Source organism: Pseudoalteromonas sp. MMG033 (assembly GCF_057197785.1).
On the sequence record NZ_CM170070.1, the window covers coordinates 2,558,662 to 2,577,156 of the forward strand.

At 42.9% G+C, this 18,495-nt stretch carries 20 protein-coding genes; 5 read left to right on the forward strand and 15 right to left on the reverse strand.

Annotated features, from left to right (window positions below; all coding sequences use genetic code 11):
• Positions 1–29: 29 nt before the first annotated feature.
• From hemW to AC2CZC_RS11140, 6 genes are read right to left on the reverse strand one after another with little or no spacing between them, the layout of a single operon-like run.
• Complete coding sequence (gene hemW, locus AC2CZC_RS11115; RefSeq protein WP_484581830.1) at positions 30–1,166, reverse strand: radical SAM family heme chaperone HemW; 1,137 nt, start codon at positions 1,164–1,166, stop codon at positions 30–32.
• Positions 1,163–1,756: an XTP/dITP diphosphatase gene (locus AC2CZC_RS11120; protein WP_484581831.1), complete on the reverse strand. Its 594-nt coding sequence runs from the start codon at positions 1,754–1,756 to the stop codon at positions 1,163–1,165. The genes hemW and AC2CZC_RS11120 overlap by 4 nt, the downstream gene beginning before the upstream one ends.
• Before the next feature lie 5 nt (positions 1,757–1,761).
• Positions 1,762–2,202, reverse strand: coding sequence for a DUF4426 domain-containing protein (locus tag AC2CZC_RS11125; protein WP_484581832.1), 441 nt, complete (start codon positions 2,200–2,202; stop codon positions 1,762–1,764).
• A 20-nt stretch (positions 2,203–2,222) separates the two neighbouring features.
• Positions 2,223–2,756: a YggT family protein gene (locus tag AC2CZC_RS11130; RefSeq protein ID WP_063360765.1), complete on the reverse strand. Its 534-nt coding sequence runs from the start codon at positions 2,754–2,756 to the stop codon at positions 2,223–2,225.
• Positions 2,757–2,767: 11 nt separating this feature from the next.
• On the reverse strand, positions 2,768–3,589 hold the full coding sequence (proC, locus tag AC2CZC_RS11135; RefSeq protein ID WP_484581833.1) for a pyrroline-5-carboxylate reductase: 822 nt from the start codon (positions 3,587–3,589) through the stop codon (positions 2,768–2,770).
• 16 nt (positions 3,590–3,605) lie between these two features.
• Entirely contained in the window at positions 3,606–4,316 is a 711-nt protein-coding gene (locus AC2CZC_RS11140; protein ID WP_484581834.1) for a YggS family pyridoxal phosphate-dependent enzyme, read from the reverse strand.
• A gap of 2 nt (positions 4,317–4,318) precedes the next feature.
• Here AC2CZC_RS11140 and AC2CZC_RS11145 point away from each other — a divergent pair, with 2 nt between their 5' ends.
• Genes AC2CZC_RS11145 through AC2CZC_RS11155 form a run of 3 tightly spaced genes read left to right on the forward strand, consistent with a single transcriptional unit; the run spans position 4,319 to position 7,364 of the window.
• Positions 4,319–5,368 (forward strand): type IV pilus twitching motility protein PilT, encoded by a 1,050-nt coding sequence (locus AC2CZC_RS11145; RefSeq protein ID WP_063360763.1) that lies wholly within the window; start codon positions 4,319–4,321, stop codon positions 5,366–5,368.
• Between the two features lie 3 nt (positions 5,369–5,371).
• Complete coding sequence (locus AC2CZC_RS11150; RefSeq protein ID WP_484581835.1) at positions 5,372–6,496, forward strand: PilT/PilU family type 4a pilus ATPase; 1,125 nt, start codon at positions 5,372–5,374, stop codon at positions 6,494–6,496.
• Positions 6,471–7,364 (forward strand): hypothetical protein, encoded by an 894-nt coding sequence (locus tag AC2CZC_RS11155; RefSeq protein ID WP_484581836.1) that lies wholly within the window; start codon positions 6,471–6,473, stop codon positions 7,362–7,364. Before AC2CZC_RS11150 ends, AC2CZC_RS11155 begins: the two co-directional genes overlap by 26 nt.
• Position 7,365: 1 nt before the next feature.
• Here AC2CZC_RS11155 and ruvX read toward each other — a convergent pair whose 3' ends face one another.
• The 6 genes from ruvX to AC2CZC_RS11185 all read right to left on the reverse strand — a co-directional run bounded on the left by ruvX (position 7,366) and on the right by AC2CZC_RS11185 (position 11,718).
• Positions 7,366–7,821 (reverse strand): Holliday junction resolvase RuvX, encoded by a 456-nt coding sequence (ruvX, locus tag AC2CZC_RS11160; RefSeq protein ID WP_284021841.1) that lies wholly within the window; start codon positions 7,819–7,821, stop codon positions 7,366–7,368.
• A 4-nt stretch (positions 7,822–7,825) separates the two neighbouring features.
• Positions 7,826–8,383 (reverse strand): YqgE/AlgH family protein, encoded by a 558-nt coding sequence (locus AC2CZC_RS11165; RefSeq protein ID WP_063360759.1) that lies wholly within the window; start codon positions 8,381–8,383, stop codon positions 7,826–7,828.
• Between the two features lie 19 nt (positions 8,384–8,402).
• Complete coding sequence (gene gshB / locus AC2CZC_RS11170; RefSeq protein ID WP_484581837.1) at positions 8,403–9,362, reverse strand: glutathione synthase; 960 nt, start codon at positions 9,360–9,362, stop codon at positions 8,403–8,405.
• Between the two features lie 107 nt (positions 9,363–9,469).
• The gene (rsmE, locus tag AC2CZC_RS11175; protein WP_484584880.1) at positions 9,470–10,204 is read right to left on the reverse strand and encodes a 16S rRNA (uracil(1498)-N(3))-methyltransferase; all 735 of its coding nucleotides are present in this window, start codon (positions 10,202–10,204) and stop codon (positions 9,470–9,472) included.
• A 97-nt stretch (positions 10,205–10,301) separates the two neighbouring features.
• Entirely contained in the window at positions 10,302–10,784 is a 483-nt protein-coding gene (locus tag AC2CZC_RS11180) for a hypothetical protein (RefSeq protein WP_484581838.1), read from the reverse strand.
• A 40-nt stretch (positions 10,785–10,824) separates the two neighbouring features.
• Complete coding sequence (locus AC2CZC_RS11185; protein WP_484584881.1) at positions 10,825–11,718, reverse strand: DUF350 domain-containing protein; 894 nt, start codon at positions 11,716–11,718, stop codon at positions 10,825–10,827.
• Positions 11,719–11,798: 80 nt separating this feature from the next.
• Between AC2CZC_RS11185 and glnE the strand changes: the two genes are divergently transcribed.
• A complete protein-coding gene (glnE, locus tag AC2CZC_RS11190) occupies positions 11,799–14,594 on the forward strand; it encodes a bifunctional [glutamate--ammonia ligase]-adenylyl-L-tyrosine phosphorylase/[glutamate--ammonia-ligase] adenylyltransferase (protein WP_484581839.1) in 2,796 nt (931 codons plus the stop codon).
• A 19-nt stretch (positions 14,595–14,613) separates the two neighbouring features.
• On the opposite strand, the gene AC2CZC_RS11195 is transcribed toward glnE, so the two are convergent.
• The 3 genes from AC2CZC_RS11195 to tolC all read right to left on the reverse strand — a co-directional run bounded on the left by AC2CZC_RS11195 (position 14,614) and on the right by tolC (position 17,652).
• Positions 14,614–15,222, reverse strand: coding sequence for a TcpQ domain-containing protein (locus tag AC2CZC_RS11195; RefSeq protein WP_484581840.1), 609 nt, complete (start codon positions 15,220–15,222; stop codon positions 14,614–14,616).
• Between the two features lie 31 nt (positions 15,223–15,253).
• A complete protein-coding gene (gene lpxL, locus AC2CZC_RS11200) occupies positions 15,254–16,177 on the reverse strand; it encodes an LpxL/LpxP family Kdo(2)-lipid IV(A) lauroyl/palmitoleoyl acyltransferase (RefSeq protein ID WP_484581841.1) in 924 nt (307 codons plus the stop codon).
• Between the two features lie 125 nt (positions 16,178–16,302).
• The gene (gene tolC / locus AC2CZC_RS11205; RefSeq protein ID WP_484581842.1) at positions 16,303–17,652 is read right to left on the reverse strand and encodes an outer membrane channel protein TolC; all 1,350 of its coding nucleotides are present in this window, start codon (positions 17,650–17,652) and stop codon (positions 16,303–16,305) included.
• 211 nt (positions 17,653–17,863) lie between these two features.
• Here tolC and AC2CZC_RS11210 point away from each other — a divergent pair, with 211 nt between their 5' ends.
• The gene (locus AC2CZC_RS11210; RefSeq protein WP_484581843.1) at positions 17,864–18,484 is read left to right on the forward strand and encodes an NUDIX domain-containing protein; all 621 of its coding nucleotides are present in this window, start codon (positions 17,864–17,866) and stop codon (positions 18,482–18,484) included.
• Positions 18,485–18,495: the final 11 nt, after the last annotated feature.

An 18,495-nucleotide genomic window follows, 5' to 3' on the forward strand; every position in this document is an offset into this window, starting at 1 on the left:
GTAATGTCCGTACTACATGTCACCTAAATTTAGACAAACAATTCTAACAGGTCATTTAAGTACCTGTGACCTTTATTTGTTACAAACCATGAATCAGCCTGCATTTCTAATAACCCCAAGCGAATTGCGTGGTTCAATTGTTGTTCTATTTCAGCTTCTTGCAGCCCTGTGTACGCCGTAAAATTAGACTTGGGTGTTGGCTCTAATAGGCGGAAAGTATTCATAAAAAACTCAAAGGGCTTATCTTCTGGTGCGACATGCCAGCTGTCATATAAGTAAGGCTTAGTGAGATCCATATAGCCCCTTGGATGCTTAACTTTGACAGTACGTAAAATCTCATTTTGCTCTGGTAGCGTAATTTTACCGTGTGCGCCGCAGCCAATTCCTAGATAGTCACCAAAGCGCCAGTAATTCAAGTTGTGTTTGCAACGATAATTGGGTTTGGCATAGCCGGATATTTCGTATTGCTGATAGCCATGCTCTGCCAATAAAGTTTGACCAGCTTCTTGTATCGCCCAAAGGGTTTCATCCTCAGGTAATTTGGGAGGTCTAGACGCAAACTGGGTATTAGGCTCAATGGTGAGTTGATACCAAGAGATATGTGGTGGATTTAATTCAATGACTCGTCGCAAATCACTTAATGCATCGTCAATAGTCTGATTTGGTAGACCGTGCATCAAATCCATATTAAAACTATTTAAACCAGCGTCGTGTGCCTCTGCTGCTGCATTTAAGGCTTCTTGCTCGCCATGAATGCGCCCTAGCGCTTTGAGTTTATCACTTTGCAAGCTTTGCACGCCGATCGAGATACGGTTAATACCGGCTTGTACATAGTGTTTGAAACGATCGCTTTCAACGGTGCCTGGATTGGCTTCTAACGTAATTTCAATATCATCTTCAAAGCCAATCAATGCTTCGATTTGTTCTAGCAAGTACACATATGCATCACCAGAAAGTAAGCTAGGTGTACCGCCACCAACAAAGATACTGTGCAATTTTCTACCTTGCACAAGATGTAAATCTGCTTTGAGGTCATCAAGAAGGTGACCAATATATTCTTGCTCAGGGATAGTGCCTTTTTGGCTGTGGCTATTGAAATCACAATATGGGCATTTTTGCACGCACCAAGGCACGTGCACATATAAACTTAATGGAGGGAGATTCACAGGGTACTCTTAAAGTGGGTCATTAATTGTTGCAGTGCTTTCCCTCTATGGCTGATGGCGTTCTTTTCTTCCTTTGTTAGCTCTGCGGCCATTTTTTGTAAACTTTCGACCCAAAATACAGGATCATAACCAAAACCACCGTCACCATGCTGCAAATTGGCGATCGTGCCTTCCCAGCTCGCTTGGCAGATCACGGGCGTTGGATCTTCAGCATGGTGCATATATACCAATACGCACCAGAATCGAGCAGTGCGATTGTCATTACTTGCCATTGCGTCGAGTAATTTATCAATGTTTTGCTGGTCGCTTGCGCCGACTCCAGCAAAACGAGCTGAATACACACCTGGTGCGCCATTAAGTGCGTCAACCTCTAAACCTGAGTCATCAGCGATGGCTGGCAGCCCGGTTTCTTTGGCTGCATGGCGGGCTTTAATGATGGCATTTTCCACAAAAGTAGTGCCGGTTTCTGCCACATCTGACACCTCAAACTGACTTTGAGGTAATACTTCTATTTGCAGAGACTCAAGCATACTGCCGAGTTCTTTTACTTTGCCTTGGTTGCCTGTGGCCAGCACGATTTGTTTTGTCATATTTTTTAATCTACGTAGAACTTTTGTTGAAACTTTAAGGTTTGATGTTCATTGCCTTGTTGAATATTGAGCTCAAAGCGATAAACATCTTCATTGTAATAATCAAGTTGAGTGAGGTAATAAATAGCGTCACCGTCGACGACCTGCTTAAAGGTAAGCGGTTTTTTATTTCCCAATAAGTTCTTAGCAAATCCAGAAATTTGCACCTGTTGTGCCGTTTTTGCTTTATCTGTGGCTAGAACAGAAATGTTGATTAACGCTTTATTTTCATTGCGCACAACACCATATGCTTTGGCGACGCTGGGTTGGATAAAGGTGGATGGAAAGGCAATGTAATGCACTTCCCAATTACCTAACTTCTTGAACTGGCCCCCAGACTCTGTGCCTTGAGTATGGCCAGTAAAGGAAATCACTAAAAGTAAAACTGCTAAAAGATATACTCGCATAGTACCTCACTCACATATGCTTAATGCATAAAATCCATGACCAAACGTTGTAAGAACATCATGCCAAATAGCACCACCATGATAGATAAGTCTAGTCCACCCAGAGGAGGAATGATTTTTCTTACTGGGCGTAATAGTGGTTCTGTTAATTGCTCAAATACTGCGGCTGCAGGGTTATACCCTTGTACTACCCAACTTAAAAGGGCGCGGATAATCAAAATCCAAAAAACCAAACTAAATGCTTCTTTTAGTAAGGTGAGCAATCCACCAAGCGCCGCTGTTGCTGGGTCCCAATAACCACTGAATACCAACATTAATACAGACAGCTTGGCACCTGCGACGATAAATGCAAGGACCAAAGAAGCCACATCAATGCCTGCAAAGCCAGGGATAATTTTACGTAGAGGGTTTACTGCAAATGAAGTTGCTTTCACCACCGCTTGACTGACTGGGTTGTAAAAGTCGACGCGTGCCCACTGCATCCAAAAACGCAGTAGCACGACCATCAAAAACAAGTTAAAAACGGTTTCAATTAAAAAATGCATTGCACTCATGTAGAGGGTCCTTAAATTTGTGTTTCCATTTCTTCAGCACGGGCTATACAAGCATCCATCGCGTTTGCCACGGTTTGAGGAAGTTGATTGGCTTTCATTGACTCAATGGCTGCATGAGTGGTACCGCCTTTAGAAGTAACGTTTGCACGCAACTGCTCGAGACTCACATCAGGCTGTGCGACCGCCATTTGCGCAGCGCCAAGTGCAGTTTGTTGTACCAGTTGTCTCGCTTGTTGCTCATCAAATCCTAACTGGCGGGCTTTTTCCTCAATCGCCTGCATAAACAGGAAAAAATAGGCAGGAGAAGAGCCAGTCACAGCAATGATATCATTGATCTGACTTTCTTCTTTGAGCCAAGTAGTGATACCGGTGGCGCTAAAAATCGTGTCAACAAGTGCTTTTTCCTGATCATCAATATCCTGACTAAAGAGCCCGGATACACCGAGGCCGACCAGTGATGGGGTATTTGGCATACAGCGAACGAGTTTGGTGTCACATTGCAGCATGTCTTTTAAACGTGAAATAGTAATACCCGCTGCAACAGAAATGATTACTTTATCGCGTAAATCAAGATTTGCTGATTTGAAAGAGTCACACAATGCTTCCATCATCTGCGGTTTTACCGAAAGCACCACAACGTCAGCACGCGCAATGGCGTCTAAGTTATCACTGGTTGTTTGCACTGCGAAGTCGCTTGCAACTTTTTCGAGTTTTTCTTGATTGCGATTAGTTGCAATAATATTTTGGGCATTGAATCCATTTTTTAGCATACCGCCAATGATGGCATAGCTCATGTTTCCTGTGCCGATAAATGCAATTGTTTTGTTAGACATATTCTGTGTTTGGCCTTTATTGTCTTTTTCCAAAAATATCAGTACCAATTCTTACCATATTGGCACCAGCTGCGATGGCTAGTTCTAAGTCACCACTCATACCCATAGAAAGTGTATCGATATTAGGATATTGGGTCTTTAGTTTATCAAAGCAATCTTTCATTTGCTGAAAATATTGTAGTTGCAGGGTTTCGTCATCGGTTTGAGCGGTGATAGTCATCAAACCTCTTAAAGTTAGCTGCTTTGAACTCTCTATAAATTCAGCGAGTTCAGCCAGCTCTTCTAACATGCAGCCTGATTTTTTCTCATCACCGCTGATGTTTACCTGTATTAATATATTTAATGGCTTTAAGTTAGTTGGACGCTGTTCACTTAAGCGCCTAGCAATCTTTATCCTGTCAACACTTTGCACCCAACTGAAGTGCTCAGCAATATGCCGAGATTTGTTTGATTGAATGGGCCCGATAAAGTGCCACTCAATGTCTCGATAGTGTTTGAAATGTATTACTTTGTCGACGGCTTCTTGAACATAAGACTCACCAAATAAGCGCTGCCCTGCATCATAAGCTTGCTGGATTAGTTCAATGGGTTTCGTTTTAGATACAGCTAGGAGCTGAATAGGATCAGAAATCTGATTATTTTGTTCTGCTTTTGTGATGCGATCGTAGGCGTTATTTAGCCGTTCTGCTATTGTAACCATATTATTATTTGCTCGTAGTGGAGTCATAGATGGATATTACTGAATTATTAGCCTTTAGTGTGCAACATAAAGCGTCGGATCTACACCTTTCTTCGGAAGTTTCCCCGATGATACGCGTGGATGGTGACGTACGTCGCATAAATATTCCCGCTTTAGAAGCGAAAGACGTAAATAGCTTAATTTACGATATTATGAATGATAACCAGCGCAAGGACTATGAGCAAAATCTTGAGGTGGATTTTTCATTCGAAGTACCAAATTTAGCACGATTTCGTGTCAATGCCTTCAATACCAGCCGAGGGCCTGCCGCAGTCTTCCGAACCATTCCAAGTCAGGTATTAACGCTGGATGACTTGGGAGCGCCGGATATTTTTAAGAAAATCGCTGATAACCCGCGTGGACTCGTGCTGGTGACAGGCCCTACAGGGTCTGGTAAGTCGACTACACTTGCTGCCATGGTGGATTACATCAACAGTTGTAAACACCACCATATTCTGACTATTGAAGACCCGATTGAATTTGTGCATCAAAATCAGTTGAGCTTAATTAACCAACGTGAAGTTCACAGAGATACCCATAGCTTTAATGCGGCACTGCGCAGCGCGTTGCGTGAAGACCCTGATGTTATCTTAGTTGGTGAGTTGCGTGATTTAGAGACCATTCGTTTAGCAATGACTGCAGCAGAAACAGGCCACCTTGTGTTTGGCACACTCCATACCACGTCGGCACCTAAAACCATTGATCGTATTATCGATGTATTCCCTGGTGAAGAGAAAGACATGGTTCGTTCTATGCTGTCTGAGTCCTTGCAAGCGGTTATTTCTCAAACTTTAATTAAAAAAGTGGGCGGGGGACGAGTCGCTGCGCATGAGATCATGCTCGGTGTGCCGGCAATTCGTAACTTAATTCGTGAAGATAAAATTGCGCAAATGTATTCAGCGATTCAAACAGGTGCACTGCACGGTATGCAAACGATGGATCAGTGTTTGATGAATATGGTTAATCACGGTTTGATCACAACGCAAGATGCGCACGCGAAAGCGCATGATAAAAACCAGTTTGGTGCGGCAGGGTTTTAACGTATGGCTTTAATAGATTATTTACAGTTGATGGTAGACAAAGAGGCTTCGGACTTGTTTGTCTCATCTGGATTGGCAGTCAGTGCAAAAATTGACGGTGAGTTGCGTGCACTGGATGAAGACGTATTAGACAGCGAGGGTGCTTTAGCTATGGTTGAGTCTGCCATGTCAGAGACTCAAAGGCAGCAGTTCCACGCTGAAAAAGAATGTAATTTTGCCGTTGCCAACGATGCGGGTCGTTTTCGTGTGTCTGCATTTTGGCAGCGAGATTGCGCAGGTATGGTCATTCGACGTATCGTGACGGACATACCAGATGTGAATCAGCTCGGTCTGCCTTCGGTATTGACTGATGTGATCATGTCTAAGCGCGGCTTGGTTTTATTTGTCGGTGGTACGGGCACGGGTAAATCGACGTCTTTAGCTGCATTGTTAGGTTATCGCAACCGAAATCAACGGGGTCATATTTTAACCATCGAAGACCCGATTGAATTTGTGCATGAACATCGCAAAAGTATTATTACACAGCGTGAAGTGGGGCTTGATACCGAAAGCTTTGAGGCGGCTCTAAAAAGCTCTTTGCGTCAAGCACCGGACGTAATTTTGATTGGTGAAATTCGTTCACAAGAAACTATGGAGTATGCGCTGAGCTTTGCTGAAACAGGTCACTTATGTGTTGCTACTTTGCATGCCAACAATGCTAACCAAGCCATTGACCGTATTATGCATCTCGTGCCAAAAGAAAAGCATGATAAATTGAAATACGACTTGGCGCTGAATTTGAGAGCGATTGTTGCTCAGCAATTAGTACCAACTTCCAAAGGGGAGGGCAGGGTTGCGGCCATTGAAATCTTACTAAACTCTCCTATGGTTGCTGAATTAATCAAAAAAGGAGACATAGGCTCAATTAAGGAAACTATGTCCAAGTCCAAAGAGATGGGCATGCAAACTTTCGACCAAGCGCTGTTTGAGTTGTATAAAGCACAGCGGATAAATTATGCTGATGCGCTACATCATGCTGACTCGCCGAATGACTTGCGCTTGATGATCAAGCTGCAAAATAACGAGCAAAAAGGTGCAGGGTTTTTGCAAGGGGTTACCATTGATGGCCTGGACAGCAAGAAAAACTAAGCTGCTGGGCTTTATCGCTTGTTATTATTTGAGCCTAGTTAATATATGCTGGGCTCAATCTGACTATGTGGATATATACATCAGAGACGATGTGTATATGAATTACACGGCATTATTGTCTGGGCGCTCACCACTTGAAGTCGATAATTTTGGTGGGCAGTTCGTGCGTCGAGATGTCATTGATATGGTGCTGTTACATCAAGCGCTTCTTTTAGGTGGCTTTAACAAGCCATTTCGTTACCGCCCCGGTAATGTTAACTTCCGAGATTCCAATTTACTTGATCAGGGTAAGCAGCTATTGAGCTTTGATACCTATTGGTATGAAGAAACGCAGCTCAAAGCGCATAAATTGTTTGTCAGCGATCCGGTGATCCGCAAAGGCGAATTCTTTGCAGGGATCTACCATGCAAAAGACAATAAACGAATGGAGCGCATTCAAACATTAATTGATTTACAGCAACTTACAGCCGTATCGTCTAGCCGTTGGCCAGTTGATTGGTACACGCTGAGTCGGTTGCCTCTTAAAGAGCTGGTGGATGAGCCTAACTGGTCTTCCCAAGCCCAAATCGTGAATAAACAGTGGGCTGATTTTATGTTGATCCCCTTGATGCCCGTGTTAGGAAACGACTTTCAATTAGCGAACATCAATCTAGTGTCTCATCCCAAATGGGTTGTGTTACTTGATAGCAGTCGTCATTTTGTGGTCTCAAGGCTTCACCCAGATGGTGAGCGGGCATTTGATGCGCTGCAGAAGGGTCTAAAAAAGCTGCGTAAACAGGGAAGGATCCAAGATGCTTATCGTCAAGCTGGATTACTCCCTGATCTGACCAAATATAAGCAATTAAATGTGTTAGAAGACAAAGAGTAAGCTACTCTTCATCCCACATTTGCTCAAAAAAACTCTCTAAAATAATCACCGCTGACATACCGTCAACGTTATCTTTTGCTAAAGAGCGATAACCGCCTTGATCAAACAATCGAGCTTTGGCATCGGTTGTTGTAAGACGCTCATCTTGTGTTTCAACGGGTAGACGGTAATTGTTATGCAAACGATTAGCGAACTTCTTTGCGGAAAAGGTGACTTGTTGATTGGTGCCATCCATATTGAGCGGCAAGCCGACCACTAATAAATCGGGTTTCCAGTCGTTAACGTGCTGCTCAATATCAGGCCAATTTGGAATGCCATCTCTTGCCTTTACTGCGCCTAGGCTGGTGGCTGTACCTGTGACTTCTTGGCCAATGGCCATACCAATACTTTTTGTACCAAAATCAAACCCCATTACGGTGCGTTGACCTTTTGGGGTTTTTGGTTTTTTGTTACTCATTCTGTTATGCGTGTCCTGCTTGGTTGCTAAGCTGTGCGATATCTATGCCCAGCATACTGACGGCTTTTTCCCATCTTTTTTCTGGTGGTGTGCTGAATATGATTTCCGGATCGGCTTGAATAATAAGCCAAGAGTTCTCTAAGATTTCTTTTTCCAGTTGGCCTTTTTCCCACCCTGAATAACCGAGCGTAATGATAAAAGCATCTGGACTATCATGATAGGTCAGAGATGCAAGTACATCTTTAGAGGTCGTTATCATGATGTCTGAGCTGAGCTCTTTACTTGAGGCATAGCCTATTTTGGGTGTATGTAACACAAACCCTCTGTCCGTATGCACCGGTCCACCAGCAAAAACCGTTTGCTCGGCAGCACTACTGTCCTTGTCATTATCGATTTCAATTTGATCGAGTAGTTCACCGACAGTGACATCAATGGGGTGATTTACTATCAACCCCATTGCGCCTTCTTCGTTATGTTCACAGATGTAGGTGACGGAGCGTTTGAACATCGGGTCCTGCAAGTTAGGCATTGCGATAAGGAAGTGATTAGCTAATGATTGCATGCGAGACCCCTTCTATGATTTAACTTTCAGTATGGTTGAGTTTTGCTTCAATCGCATCAAAAAACTTGTCCATAATAGATATATCGTACGCAGCTTCGATTTCCTTAACACAAGTCGGTGCGGTTACGTTGATCTCGGTTAGCTTATCGCCAATGATGTCTAAACCCACAAATAGCAACCCTTTTTCTTTTAGAGTCGGTGCAACGGCTTCTGCAATTTTGCGATCACTGTCGCTAATAGGTCTTGCTTCACCACGACCGCCAGCGGCCAAGTTGCCGCGAGTTTCGCCACCTTGTGGGATACGTGCTAAGCAATAAGGAATGACTTCGCCATCAACGACTAATACGCGTTTATCCCCCTGCTTTATTTCAGGGATATAATTTTGCGCCATCGCAAATCTGCTACCGTGCTCTGTCAGTGTTTCACAGATCACACCGATATTAGGGTCGTTGTGTTGCACTCTAAAAATAGAAGCCCCACCCATACCGTCGAGCGGCTTTAAAATAATATCTCGATGTTTATCTAAAAAGGCTCTGATCTGTGCTGCACTTCGAGTAACGAGAGTGTCAGGCGTGTGCTCGCTAAACCAAGCAGTGAAAAGCTTTTCATTGGCATCTCTTAAGCTTTGCGGTCTGTTAACGACTAGGGTACCTGCTAATTCCGCTCGCTCTAGGATATAGGTTGCGTAGATATACTCAGTATCAAAAGGCGGATCTTTACGCATCAAAATCACATCTAGGTCACTTAATGCGATGTCTTGCTTATCTTCTAATTCATACCAACGACTTTCATCATTAAACACATGGGCTTTTGCGGCCGTTGCTCTACCTTCACCTTGGTACATGTACAGGTCGTCCATTTCCATGTAATACAGCTCAAATCCACGTTGTTGAGCTGCCATCATCATGGCAAAACCGGTATCTTTTTTGATATTAAAACCACTGATTGGATCTGAAACTATTCCAAGTTTGACTGCCATCGCCGTTACCTTATGTGTTATTTTCGATGTAAGTGAATAAGTGCTTAGCAGCCAAATCACCATGCCTGACTGCTAACTTACTATAATATGAGGGCTTATAAACGGATTTAAAGGGCCAAATCTCCAAACTGTAACTGTAAAGCACTTAAAACAGTTAATGCAGCGGTCTCAGTGCGTAGCACTCTAGGTCCAATTTTTATGTCGATAAACCCTTGCTCTGTTGTGTTAGCCATTTCTTCATCAGTAAAGCCACCTTCAGGCCCAACTAAAAAGCGCACACCTTGCTCCGGGGCTGGCAAAGTCTTTATAGAGTGATCTGCTCTTGGGTGTAAAGTGAGTTTTAGTTCTTCACTTTGTTGACTTAACCATTGCTCTAACGTGATAGGCGGGTGCACGATAGGAACGAAGTTCCTGCCTGATTGTTCGGCCGCAGAAATCGCAATTTTTTGCCATTGCTGATGTTTTTTGGCTAGCCGTTCGCCACTGAGTTTCACACCGCATCGCGTGGTAAATAATGGTGTTATTTCGCTGACACCGAGCTCCACTGATTTTTGGATAGTAAAGTCCATTTTATCACCACGAGAAATACCCTGACCAAGGTGAACATTTAGAGGTGACTCGACGCATTTATCGACAAATTCGAAAGGGGTAACCTCGACAGTTTTTTTTGAGATAGCGGTGATCTTTGCTAAGTATTCACCACCTTGTCCGTTAAACAGACTGACGTGTTCACCTTCTTTCATTCTGAGTACACGCGCAATATGCCCTGCAGCATCCTCATCTAAAGTCGTAGGTTGATTAATGACTAAGTCCGATGGTTGGTAAATATGTGGAATTCGCATAGTGTTGAATGTCTCAATTGAATATGCGCTCATGTTAAGGTTTTCGTGGTCATGAGTCTAGAAAACATGACAGGTGATTGAGTATGGTGCCACCGCGTTAATCAGTGGTATCTGTTTTCAATACAACAAATTCGCTAAATGTATCGTGCTTGGTTGCCGCTAAACTAGAATTACACGTTAGGTGGTTATTGTTAAACGCGTCATTTACTCGGTGATAATCGTAGCCATTGGCTAATTGTTCAATGGTGTAACGTTCTGCGTGCAGTGAATTGAAGATAAACTTTTGCTTTTCGTCTGCTAGATTGTAGTCGAGCGCATAAATGAGCACCCCTTGGATTTTGTGGTGTTCATGTAAATAGGTGGCGAGCTCAGAGACGCTTATTTCATTGTCAAAGTCACAGTAACTGTAATCCTTGATTTGATCTTTAAACATCATTTTGAGCATCTGCTTTGTATTGTCGCCAGCGATAATTAATTGACTGGGGGTGTCAGGGGCGAGAGATTTAACAAACTCGACAAACTCCTGACTAAACTCCCAGTTGCTGTCTACAAGTAAAAAGTTATCTAATTTCAAGGACATAAGTCTCCGGAATTAAGATATCCATAATCTAGTTAGGCGTTTAAATTGAAAACATGTTTATTAGTAAATAGCCCATGCTACAAAAAACAGCAAATTCTAAGCAGGCAATCCCAATATTATCTTGGTGGTCAACCTCTAGACCTATATCTACTTTTGGCAGCACAATGACGACCATTAAACGGCTAAATACGTACAATAAAAACCACATAAAAATAGAATGCATGACCACGGTGAGTAGGTTATCAACGATTTTATCTGGGTAGCTTGGTGCGCTGTGTAATCCAGCATAAATAGCTAATGCTAAGCCAATTGTCTTGCCAGCATAGCGGATCCCTATCGATGTATTGGCCAAACTAAAATTATACTGTAAAGATGCGCCTTGATTTTTCCTCGCAAATCGAGATTCGCGTATCTTGCTATCAAGTGCAAAGACACCCTGTAAAAACAAAAAGCAGATGCTCACGATAAGTAGTGCTTGCGGTGAGCTTGGCGTTAACCAGTGATACAAGCCAAGTACCAAAATACAATTGCCAATCAGCATGCCAGAATCGACAAGCGCTGCGCAGACGTTTTGTTTGAGGATGGCTTGTGTCTCGTTAAAGCGGTATAGGATCCACTTCCTATGAATAGCTTGGCCAATATAGATAAAGAACCATATTAATATGAGTGGCAGAACGATTTGAGTGTGTAACAGTGACAACTCAAATGTCTTTAAGTGACCAAAAAAATATCCAGTGCTTGCACATAACACGGCAACTTTTGCTGCATAGTTAATGCCTAGTGCGAAGTTGTCATGTTGAGCTAATTCTTTTTTTAAATGCATTTTGGCACGCATTTGAACCGTAACTCTCAGACACATTAATGCCACAAAGGCGAGGAATAAACCGCTTAAAAAGGTCAAAAAATTGCTGTTTTCTAAAGACAAGTAACTCATGCTCGGTGTAAGGTTGTTGTTATTTAGCGTTACTATAACATCGCACAACAAATGAGCCATAAAGCACTGGAGGTTTTTCTATGGAACAAGGCCAATTAAGTCCCGAGTTAACAGCTTTAGCGCAGCAGCGTTTTACTGAGCTATTTCCAGGGCAAGCTTTAAATCCACAAGCTTTGAGGCTATTGGCACTCAGTGACTTTGCTTATCGTATACTCTCTCAACACCCACAGTGGTTGGATTGGTTACTTGATGAAAACGCGATGAATTGCCGAGATATAGAGCCTGCACTGACAGGCGAGCTTGAAGCGTTAACAGAGGCACAGTGCTTTGCTCAATTAAGAGTTTACCGCAAACGGTTTTGGTTAAAACTGATGTGGCTTGATTTGGTGATGGGTAACGATATTGCTGACAGCATTGAATACCAATCGAGACTTAGTGAGCAACTCATTGATAGTGCGAATCAATGGGCATTTGCTCAAGTCGCTAAAAGCAATGGTATGCCACTGAATGACGCGCAATCACCCTTACCTATGCTTGTTTTGGGAATGGGAAAGCTGGGCGGACAGGAGCTGAATTTTTCATCTGATATTGATTTGATATTTACCTATCCACTGTCGGTGAAGACGCAAGGTGGTCGCCGCAGTATCGAAGCGCAGGTCTTTTATACGAAGGTGGCCCAAAAGTTAATTGCTGCGCTTGATCAGCTAACGGCAGATGGACAAGTGTTTAGGGTTGATATGCGGTTAAGGCCATTTGGAGAAAGTGGTCCGTTGGTCATGAGCTTTTCCGCGATGGAAGATTACTATCAAGATCAAGGCCGAGAGTGGGAGCGTTACGCGATGCTCAAAGCGCGCTTGCTCGGTCAGCCAAACCAGTATTGGGATGAGTTTAAAGCGTTAATCAAACCTTTTGTATTTCGCCGATATATTGATTTTTCTGTGATTGAATCGCTGCGCAAAATGAAACATATGATAGCGCAAGAAGTCAGAAGAAAAGGGCTGATCAATAACATCAAATTAGGTGCAGGTGGGATCAGAGAGGTTGAATTTATTGTTCAAGCGCTGCAAATGATCCGAGGTGGACGGGAACCTGATCTGCAGACGCCGTCACTGTTAAGTGCATTGAGCATATTAGCGCGACAAGAGGTGATCCCGAGCTCTGTCGCATCAGGATTGAAATCGCAGTATTTGTTACTACGTCGGGTTGAGCAGTACTTGCAAGCTTTTAATGATGAGCAAACACAAACTTTACCTGATGACACGCTGAATCAAAGCCGATTGTGCACATTGTTGGGTCTGCCAGACTATGCGCAGCTAGTGGATTATCTTGAACAGGCTCAAGCCCAGATAAGGGCTGAGTTTTCTCAGGTGATAGGTGAAGAACCCCATGATACGCAGACGTTAAAAGCATGCTTTATATCTGCTTGGGAATATCAGGATGTGAGCTACCTAGACATCGAATTCAGTGACCAAGCGCAGACCTTGTGGCAAAACACCTTAAATCTTTTTTACACCGACATAACCAAAAAACAGATTGGTGTGCGAGGCCGTGATGTGCTCGATAAGCTCATGCCTTTGGTGCTCAGTGAAATTACGCCATTAAACTCACCGCAAGTATTAGAGCGTGTGCTTGGCGTGATCTCCAAAGTTGCTTCTCGTACTGCTTACCTAGAGCTGCTTTATGAAAATTTAGGCGCACTCAAGCAGCTTATTAAGCTGTGTTCTCACAGCGCATGGATTGCACAACAGATTGCACGATATCCTATTTTGCTAGATGAACTTATTGACCCAGCTGTACTTTATCGTCCGCTACCACTGAATGCATATTACAATGAAATCCAGCAGTATTTTTTGCGTATCGACCCTCAAGACCTTGAGCTGCAAATGGAAGCGCTCCGTCAGTTTAAGCAAACACAGCAACTGCGAATAGCCGCTGCAGATGCAACGGGGGTGTTGGATATTATGAAAGTTAGCGATCACTTAACAGCTTTAGCTGAATCAATTGTCGCCAAAGCTGTTGATATTGCATGGGGACAAATGACAGCGCGATATGGTGCACCTCAAGGAGCTTCATCAGAGGCAAAAGGCTTTGCGGTGATAGCATACGGTAAAGCTGGTGGATTTGAATTGGGATACGACTCTGACTTGGATCTGGTGTTTGTCCATAACTGTGACGGGCAGAGTAAAACAACAGGTGATAAATCAATCGCCTCAAGACAGTTTTATCTTAAAATGGCGCAGCGGTTGATGCACTTATTTAATACCCGTACGCTTTCGGGGATTTTATATGAACTAGATACTCGATTGAGGCCAGAAGGGAATTCAGGCCTACTTGCCATTAATATTGAAAGCTATCACCAATATTTACGTGAGCAGGCTTGGACATGGGAACATCAGGCACTGGTGAGGGCGCGTATGATAGTAGGCGAAGAAGTGATGGCGAAACGCTTCTACACGATTCGACACGATATTTTGTGCCAGCAGCGTGATACAGCAAAGTTGCAATCGGATATTGTGACAATGCGTGAAAAAATGCGCCAACATTTATCTCAAGACTCTTCGCTTGTGTTTGATTTAAAGCAAGGTCTAGGTGGTATGACGGATATTGAGTTTTTAGCGCAATATCTGGTATTAGCATTCGCTTATGACTACAAAGCGTTGACACGCTACTCAGATAATATTCGGATCTTTGAACTGGCCAGCCAAGAATCAGTCATAAGTAGTGATGAAAAAAGCACGCTTACACAGGTTTATTGTCAGCTAAGAGAGCATTATCATCTAAATAGTTTGAATAGTTCAGGTAAAACAGTGGATGCTTCACTCATGGCTGAGCAAAGCAAATATGTTAGAGAAATTTGGCAGGCCTACTTGCAGTAGTAGGCCTTAAAATCAGAACTTAGTTTGTTAGTCTGCGGCAATTTTCACGCACGAAGACGGAGGGCTTTTCTGTTATTACAGCGGCACGCTGGCGGTGGCAGAAAAAGGTATATACCTCGAATTCAAAATCATCATTGATGGCACGACCGACTTGATACAGGGCACTGACAAAATCTGAGTCAACGCGAAAGTTTTGCTTTACAACATAATCTTTACTCAGGTACCAAAATAGTTCGATGTCTTCTTTTTTTGCATAATTGGTGAGCACACTTTTTAACGTATTCCCCATCTCAAAACGACGAGGTTGGCTCTCTCCCGTCCACCTCTGGTGCGTTGGTTTCACGACAAGTCCGCGTTGAGCGAGTGCGTCATCAAGTGGGAAGGTGGGCTTACCAATCTCCATGACAAACTTTTCTCGCTCAGTGTCACGTTCATTGACGCGGTTTCTGTAATTAGCGTAAAACTGTGATAGACCTTGGGCCGCGGCATTTGTCGTTTCCTTGAACTCCAGTTTTGGAATATTACCGTATAAAAAATAATATGCTGCCCACACGAGTACCGCACCTAGTGTAAGATGCCTAGTCCAAAACCACATTGCCGATATTCGTTTTTTATTTTTTCTAGCCATTTTATTTTAGTTCGACGTCGTTGTTTAATTATTAATAATACGAAGGCGCATCTTTATCTGGTCGTGTTTTGAAGCGTCTATGTAACCACATATATTGTTCAGGTGCTTCCATGATTGATTGCTCCATTCGCTTGTTGACTCGAGTGACATCATGATTTTCATTATCACTTGGAAACTCAGCCATCGCTGGCTTAATAGTGATATGGTATTTACCTTGTTTATCACGTAAACCCACTAAGCTCAATGTCTCACACTTTTTACTAGAAGCAAATAGTAATGTACCAGTGGTTGTTGCTGCATCGGGTACTGCAAAAAATGGTGCAAATTCGCAGCGCTTTCTACCATAGTCTTGATCTGGTAGGTAATAACAAACTTTTTTATTATGCAGTGCTTTGAGCAGCCCTTTTACATCTCGTTTGCCAATCAAAAATTCATTAGAACGCAATCTGCCTTTGGTCATGAAGTATTCCATGAGCGGGTTATTATGGGGACGATAAAAACCAATACCCTGAGTATCCGTGCCCAGCACCCTTCCTAACATTTCTAAATGCAGCATGTGTGGCACAAGGAGTAAGACACCTTTGTCATTGTTACGCGCAGCCTCAAAGTGTTCTAACCCTGAAATAGATCCGACAGCACGCTTAACTCGCCATTCTGGCCACCACCAAGCCATGCCGGTTTCAAAAGTAGCTATACCGGTATTTTCCATATTTTTTAACACCATGGCATTTCTCTGTTGCTCGTCCATATCAGGAAAGCACAGCTTGAGGTTGACCTCGGCAATTTTTCGACGTTTTTTCAAAAAGCGATGCACAATTCGACCGAGCAGTCTGCCAAGCATGAATTGTATATTTTGTGGTAGCCAAGACAAAGAGTATAAAACGATAACACCAATCCAAGTTAGCCAGAACTTAGGTGCTAAAAATTGCAGTTTAAATGTTGGATTATGGACCAAGTGAAATACTCTCGTACAGCTATAAAAGAGCGTAGTTTATCGATAACAGCTGTGATGCTCAAGTAGCGGCGGAGAATGGTGGGAAATATCAGACCAGCTAAATGCTGATCTGATATTGAATGCAATTAAAGCGAAGCTTGAAGGCCTCTGTTGATCGCTTCTAAATCTGCTCGGCTTAATTCACCTGATGCTTGCTTTAACTGTAGCGTTGAAACAATGTATCTATAACGCAAGTTAGCTAAGTCACGTTTTGCTCTATAAAGGTTTTGTGTGCTAACTAGCACATCTACGATTGTACGAGTACCTACTTCAAAACCAGCTTCAGTTGCTTGTAATGCACTTTCTGCAGAAACAACCGCTTGCTCAAGTGCACGATAAGTTGCAACATTTGACATCACTTGGTTGTATGACGTGATAACAGAGCGCGTCACGTTACGCATTGATGCTTCTAAATCTTCGCTTGCAGCAACATAAAGAGCGCGTGCTTGGTCGGTTGCTGCAACAGTGCGGCCACCTGAGTATATAGGCACATTAAGATTTAGAGAGATGTTTGTTGAATCGCCGCGAGGAGCAAGTTCTCTACCTGGAGAGTTTGCGAGCGAATCCCCATGAGTCGCTGTCAGCGAAAGTGTTGGATAGTGGCCAGCTTGCGCTAAGTCAATTTGATCTTCTGCAATTTCTAAAGATGCTTTCGCAACTTGTAACGCTAAGTTTTTCTCTTTTGCAATGTCAATGAAGTTATCTGATTTTTTATTTGGTTTAACTGTAGAAAATTTATCAGTATTCAGAGCATTCAGTTTTGAGTGGTATTTACCAGTAATCGTACGAAGCGTTTCACGGGCTGTTTCTACGTCATTCGTTGCAACAATTTCATTGGCCACAGATTGGTCAAACTGAGCTTGTGCTTCATGTACATCGGTGATTGCAGTCAAACCGACTTCATAACGTTGTTTGGTTTGCTCCAGCTGGCGTTCAATTGCGCGTTTTTCAGCTTGGACAAACTCTAATTTATCAAGTTCACTCAAGACGTCAAAGTAACCCTGAGCAATGCGTACAATAAGATTTTGCTTCTCTTGCTCGTATTGTGTTACTGACTGCATTGCACGCTTCTCTGCAATTGTCAGGCTTTCCCAGACACCCATGTTAAAAATAGTCTGGTTCAGTGTCAGAGTACGGCCGAAAGAATCATTCCAGCTGTCCATCAGTTGATAACCTGTTGCGTCATTTTGTGTGTTTGGCGCACCAGTTGTGTCTGTATCAGAGTAACTGAAACTTAAATTTAAAGAAGGGAGCAGCTCACCAAGTGCGCTGTCTTGAGCATATTTTTGTGCATCCGCATTTGCTTTTGCACGTAAAACAGTAGGATCATTTGCAGTTGCAATATCGTATACTTGTAATAAGTCTTCTGCGTTAGCGGCATTGCTTGACAAAGCACAGCTCAAGCCAACCAGCATAGATAAAATGGTTTTTTTCATTATTTGTGCAGTCCTTAGACAATTTTGATGTCAGCATGTTACCTTGTTTTAAAACAAAATCCCAACGGCTAACCAGAGATAAAGGCAAAACAAGTGTAACAGAATATAATACTTAGCAAATTCTCCTGCTAGGTATACTCACGTTAATTAAGAACGTTATGGGGATAAAATAGCTTAGATTAAACCCCGTTTGATGAATGTAGGATGAAATATGAAAGAAATTAGTCAGTACAACCGAGAAAATTTGATGTTCAAGACATCTGAAAATAAGGTGCTGTACGATGGTTTTTTCAAAATTGAGGAATATGTATTTGAACATGCGTTATTTGCCGGAGGGGTGAGTGAACCGATCAGAAGGGAAATCCTTGAACGAGGGCATGCCGTCGCAGTCCTTCCTTATGATCCTGTCAGCGATGAGATATTATTGATAGAGCAGATCCGAATTGGTGCGTTGGCGACGAAAGACTCACCTTGGCTGTTGGAATGTATCGCAGGCATGGCAGAAGGCAGTGACGACTTAGAAGCTGTTGCTCGAAAAGAAGCGCAAGAGGAAGCTGGTTTAGATCTAAGCGAGTTGCATTATATGCGTTCATATTTATCCAGCCCTGGTGGCACAACAGAGCGTTTGTATCTATATCTTGCACAAGTAAATTTGCGAGACTATCAAGGGGGCACATTTGGTTTGCCTGAGGAAGGGGAAGATATAAAAGCCCATGTTATGTCATTTGATGAAGCGATGTGTAGATTAGAATCAGAGGAAATAGATAACGCTGCGACAGTGATTAGTCTACAATGGTTAGCGCTAAACAAATCCAAGTTGTCATTTAAGTAGTAAACAGGAGT

What these genes read in the sequence shown, in the direction of transcription:
- AC2CZC_RS11125 (WP_484581832.1), bottom strand. Translation starts at nt 2,202, where the DNA reads ATGCGAGTATATCTTTTAGCAGTTTTACTTTTAGTGATTTCCTTTACT.
- AC2CZC_RS11150 (WP_484581835.1), top strand. Translation starts at nt 5,372, where the DNA reads ATGGCTTTAATAGATTATTTACAGTTGATGGTAGACAAAGAGGCTTCG.
- AC2CZC_RS11210 (WP_484581843.1), top strand. Translation starts at nt 17,864, where the DNA reads ATGAAAGAAATTAGTCAGTACAACCGAGAAAATTTGATGTTCAAGACA.
- gshB (WP_484581837.1), bottom strand. Translation starts at nt 9,362, where the DNA reads ATGGCAGTCAAACTTGGAATAGTTTCAGATCCAATCAGTGGTTTTAAT.
- tolC (WP_484581842.1), bottom strand. Translation starts at nt 17,652, where the DNA reads ATGAAAAAAACCATTTTATCTATGCTGGTTGGCTTGAGCTGTGCTTTG.
- AC2CZC_RS11145 (WP_063360763.1), top strand. Translation starts at nt 4,319, where the DNA reads ATGGATATTACTGAATTATTAGCCTTTAGTGTGCAACATAAAGCGTCG.
- AC2CZC_RS11180 (WP_484581838.1), bottom strand. Translation starts at nt 10,784, where the DNA reads ATGTCCTTGAAATTAGATAACTTTTTACTTGTAGACAGCAACTGGGAG.
- AC2CZC_RS11155 (WP_484581836.1), top strand. Translation starts at nt 6,471, where the DNA reads ATGGCCTGGACAGCAAGAAAAACTAAGCTGCTGGGCTTTATCGCTTGT.
- AC2CZC_RS11195 (WP_484581840.1), bottom strand. Translation starts at nt 15,222, where the DNA reads ATGGCTAGAAAAAATAAAAAACGAATATCGGCAATGTGGTTTTGGACT.
- AC2CZC_RS11140 (WP_484581834.1), bottom strand. Translation starts at nt 4,316, where the DNA reads ATGACTCCACTACGAGCAAATAATAATATGGTTACAATAGCAGAACGG.
- AC2CZC_RS11185 (WP_484584881.1), bottom strand. Translation starts at nt 11,718, where the DNA reads ATGAGTTACTTGTCTTTAGAAAACAGCAATTTTTTGACCTTTTTAAGC.
- AC2CZC_RS11120 (WP_484581831.1), bottom strand. Translation starts at nt 1,756, where the DNA reads ATGACAAAACAAATCGTGCTGGCCACAGGCAACCAAGGCAAAGTAAAA.
- proC (WP_484581833.1), bottom strand. Translation starts at nt 3,589, where the DNA reads ATGTCTAACAAAACAATTGCATTTATCGGCACAGGAAACATGAGCTAT.
- ruvX (WP_284021841.1), bottom strand. Translation starts at nt 7,821, where the DNA reads ATGAGTAACAAAAAACCAAAAACCCCAAAAGGTCAACGCACCGTAATG.
- AC2CZC_RS11130 (WP_063360765.1), bottom strand. Translation starts at nt 2,756, where the DNA reads ATGAGTGCAATGCATTTTTTAATTGAAACCGTTTTTAACTTGTTTTTG.
- rsmE (WP_484584880.1), bottom strand. Translation starts at nt 10,204, where the DNA reads ATGCGAATTCCACATATTTACCAACCATCGGACTTAGTCATTAATCAA.
- AC2CZC_RS11165 (WP_063360759.1), bottom strand. Translation starts at nt 8,383, where the DNA reads ATGCAATCATTAGCTAATCACTTCCTTATCGCAATGCCTAACTTGCAG.
- glnE (WP_484581839.1), top strand. Translation starts at nt 11,799, where the DNA reads ATGGAACAAGGCCAATTAAGTCCCGAGTTAACAGCTTTAGCGCAGCAG.